The 2,803-nt window shown below is 58.3% G+C and carries 3 protein-coding genes; 1 reads left to right on the plus strand and 2 read right to left on the minus strand.

Annotated features, from left to right (window positions below; genetic code table 11):
• On the plus strand, nt 1-1,611 hold a 1,611-nt coding region (locus HP546_RS28710), incomplete at its 5' end, for an HAD family hydrolase (RefSeq protein ID WP_172232793.1).
• An 81-nt stretch (nt 1,612-1,692) separates the two neighbouring features.
• Here HP546_RS28710 and HP546_RS28715 read toward each other — a convergent pair.
• Both HP546_RS28715 and HP546_RS28720 read right to left on the minus strand, forming a co-directional pair.
• Nucleotides 1,693-2,010, minus strand: coding sequence for an aminoglycoside phosphotransferase family protein (locus HP546_RS28715; RefSeq protein WP_172232796.1), 318 nt, complete (start codon nt 2,008-2,010; stop codon nt 1,693-1,695).
• A 48-nt stretch (nt 2,011-2,058) separates the two neighbouring features.
• Entirely contained in the window at nt 2,059-2,481 is a 423-nt protein-coding gene (locus HP546_RS28720) for an N-acetyltransferase family protein (RefSeq protein ID WP_372242471.1), read from the minus strand.
• Nucleotides 2,482-2,803: the final 322 nt, after the last annotated feature.

Raw genomic sequence — 2,803 nt, forward strand, 5'->3', positions numbered from 1 at the left:
GGCATGCTTTCGGCCATCCGCGCAGAAGGCCAGGCCATCCTCATCGAGGACATCAAGCCGCCCGCGCCAGAAATCAAGGCCGGCGCACTCAAAGCCTACCGCAGCATGCAGGAGTTCCTGGCCGACTTGAGCGAGTGCGTACCCGACCTGGGCATGCCAGCGCTGAGCGAACCCTTCCCGGCTTCGTTGAACCAGTTCCGCGTGGGCATTCATGGCTTCGGAGCCATCGGCGGCGGTTACCTGACGCAAGTATTCTCCCATTGGGACGGCTATACCCGGCCTTGCGAAATCATCGCCGCCAGCCGCTCGCGCATGCTGCGCGAGAGCGTCAGCGCATTTGGCCGCTACAGCGTGCGCTACGGTGCGACTTCGTTCGACCAGACCATCGACAACGTGCGCATGATCGACATGGACGATGATGCTGCCGTGATCGACATGTACAACGCTGCCGAAATCATCGGCCTGAGCCTGCCCGAACAGGCCATCCGCAGCCAGGCCAGGGTGATTGCCCAGGGCCTGCTGCAACGCTTTGAACGCCGTGGCCGCGAACTGACCCTGATGATCGTGCTGAACAAGGTAGGCGGCGGCGCCTTTGTGCGCCGGCACGTTGAAGCTGAACTGGCGTTGCTGTGCCCTCCGGCAATCAGCGAGCAGGTCTTGCAGAAGACCCATTTTGCCGAAACTGTGGTCAGCCGCATTGTCTCCAAACTGGGCAACGACGCGTTGGTGCGACAACTGCGCATCAAGTCGCAGATGTTCAGGAACAGCCTGGAAGACGAACCTGCCGTCACCCGCAAGCCCGCTGCGGCCCTGCCTGAATACGAACGGCTGATTGGCCATTTCAGGCCCTTTGCCCAGCCCAGCAGTGCGATGAACCAGCTGCATCTGATCCTGTTCAACAGCGAACCCGACATGCCGCTGTATGTAGAGCACGGGAGCGAGCTGCTCGAACGCCTGCGCCAGGTGACGACAGTGCCTGACATCACCCAGATCCAGGTCATCAAGAACCGTCTGTGGAACGGCCCGCATGCCATCGTTGCCTGGTATGCAAGCCTGCTGGGCCACGACTCGGTAGGCCAGGGTATGGGTGATGCACGCGTCAGCGAACTGGCCGAACGCCTGATCCGCCAGGAAGTCGGGCCCGCACTGGTGGCGCAATACCCGCAGATGGCGCAGGTGGTGGACCGTTTTGCCAACACTTTCCTGGAGCGCTGTACAACCTCGTTCAAAGACCCTTGTGCCCGGGTGGGGCGCGACCCGTTGCGCAAGCTTCAACGCAACGAACGCATCTTCAGCAGCATCGACCTAGCACGCAAGCACGCCATTGAAACCCCGGCACTGACCCTGGGTGCGGCGCTGGCCATTCATCATGCACTACGCTGCAAAGATGCAAGAAACCTGGAGGCTCAGGCGATCAGGCAGGTGTATGCGGACAACGATGGCAGTGTCGAGGCCGTGCTGACCCATGCTGGCAGCCACCACGGCAAGCGTTTCCCAGGGCTGGACCCGATCAGCGACGCGCAACTGATCAGCGCCATTGCCACGGCCTTCCGGCAGTACCCGCAGGAGGCTGCAACGAGCAGGCGAGACGACCTTTGCGTAGGTGCATGACCTATTGATGTAGCGGACAGGCTCTGGTGCCTGCCAGATAATGTTTATACAGGCTTCACCGGGGCTGCTTTGCAGCCCGGGTCAAGCACTGCCATCAAGCAACAATGCCGCGAGTTTCGCCAGCTCGAACCGACCAACCGGATCAACACCGTCTTCCATCATCCAGGTTGCCGACAACCCTGCCCACGCCAACGCCCATTGCATCAGTCTTTGCCGATCGATATGGGCAGCCTCGCAGATGATCCCGACTTGCTCTTCCGGGCTATGGGAGACTTTCAGCATGGCCGGTATATCGCCATGGCGAACAGGTAACAATTGGCCATTGAGCGATGCGAAGGGATCACCGTCGATGGTCAGCGCCCATACCTTCAAGTACCGATCAAATACTGAGTCGTTCAATTTTGCGTTTTCGCCCCTGTCAGTTCTGGTTTCCCACAATTGCCGCAATCAGCACCTGAACTTCACAAAAACAAGCTCAGGGTCGCCCTCATCCAGGTTTTCAACCTGGCCACTGCCGATGAAACCGAGTTTGCCGAGCAGCGCCTGCATTGGCAGGTTCGACGCGTTGGTCGAGGTGAACAGCTTGGCGCCGAGCGACCGGGATTCCAGTTCACGAACGATGGCTGCCCCTACGCCACGGCGACGTGCCGAACCCAGTACCACAACCAGCGGGATGAATTCCTGCCCGAAAAATGAGTGGTCCAGTACGCCGTAGCCCAACAGCAGCTCAGTATCGTCAGCATCCGTTGCCACCCAGCACTGGCCGCAAGCTACCGCACGGGCAATGAACTCCCGTCGGCTTTCTTCGCGCTGCGCGATGACATCAAGATCAAAAAGCGCATCAAGGTCGGCTTGCCAGGCAAGCCGCACAGGTGATTCGAGAACCATTGCTTCACCGTATAGACAGGTCAGGGAAAAACCCGATCAATCGTGTCACGATTGACAAGGTTCAGTGCACTGGAAAGTAGCCTTTTTTGATCGGTCCAGCGGACTATCAGGCAGCTGCGGTTCTATGGCTTTTCCTAGGTAAATTATTTTCAATCAGACGACCAGAAACTGTGCCGTAGGTAAGAGTTTCGCTGCACAGAAATATATCAATTAACTCGACAACATAAGCTCCAGACAACTTGTAGGAAAAATCTGAATTTCTTTTCAGGCCACTTGATCGCCTTTGGCTGGTGTTAGGTTTTTA

The organism is Pseudomonas sp. CM25, from assembly GCF_013179705.1.
Taxonomy (GTDB): domain Bacteria; phylum Pseudomonadota; class Gammaproteobacteria; order Pseudomonadales; family Pseudomonadaceae; genus Aquipseudomonas.